The sequence below is a fragment of the Micrococcus sp. ACRRV genome (assembly GCF_022346985.1).
GTDB lineage: Bacteria > Actinomycetota > Actinomycetes > Actinomycetales > Micrococcaceae > Micrococcus > Micrococcus porci.
The window spans coordinates 1-873 of the sequence record NZ_JAKRNH010000213.1 but is presented as its reverse complement, the minus strand read 5'-3'; the positions used below and the strand labels follow the sequence as shown (position 1 = coordinate 873).

Below are 873 nucleotides of genomic sequence, written 5' to 3'. Positions count from 1 at the left end.
TTGATCCCGAGCTCGGTGCAAGCATCCCGCCAGGCATGCGAGCGGTAGGCCGAACCGTTGTCCGAGAGCACCCGCTCCACCTCCACGCCCAGCTGCGCGAAGTGAGCGACCGCGCGGCGCAGCACCGCGATGGCGGTCTGGCTGCGTTCGTCGGAGTGCATCTCGACATACGCGAAGCGGGAGTGGTCATCGATCACGGTGTGCAGGAAGCCCACCCCGAGCCGGGGCTGGTATCGGGCATCACGGGTTCCTTCTCGGTCCGAAGTCGCCGCGCGGTGCTTCATGCCCTGCTGACGCCCGACGAATCGGTGCCCGCCCCCGTCGGGGATGCGTCCGAACTTCGTGACGTCAACGTGGATCAGCGAGCCGGGGTGGGGGTGCTCATAGCGGCGGATCGGCTCGGCGGTGACCCGGTCCAGACGGGCGAGGCGGTTGATCCGGCAACGCACGAGCACGGCATGGACGGTGGATGCCGGCATCCCGAGTTCTGAGGCGATCTGCACGGGCCCCAGGCGCCGGCGCCTTCTGGCGGCCACGATCTGTTTCACCACTGCAGGCGATGTTCTGGTCGGCATCGTGGCCGGCCGGCTGGACCGGTCGACCATGCCTGCAGGTCCCTCGGCCCGGAAGCGGGTGGCCCATTTGCGTGCGGTGGGTGGGGAGACCATGAACATCTTGGCCGCGGTGGCGACCGCCCAGTGCTCATCGACGATGAGCTTGGCCAGGCGTAGACGGGCGCGAGGGGTCAGGGCGGCGTTAGCGTGGGACATGAAGGCCTTCTGTTCGCGTGAGCGGTTTCTTGACAACTCCACTCTCGCAACAGGAGGCCTTCGCCTGTCAGCTGCTCACGCAACAACGTCCCTGGACATCACA

At 67.4% G+C, this 873-nt stretch carries 1 protein-coding gene; it reads right to left on the bottom strand.

All coding sequences use genetic code 11. From position 1 onward, the window contains the following. The coding region (locus tag MHY29_RS12165) for an IS481 family transposase (RefSeq protein WP_239241580.1) at positions 1-770 on the bottom strand (770 nt) is incomplete at its 3' end. Positions 771-873: the final 103 nt, after the last annotated feature.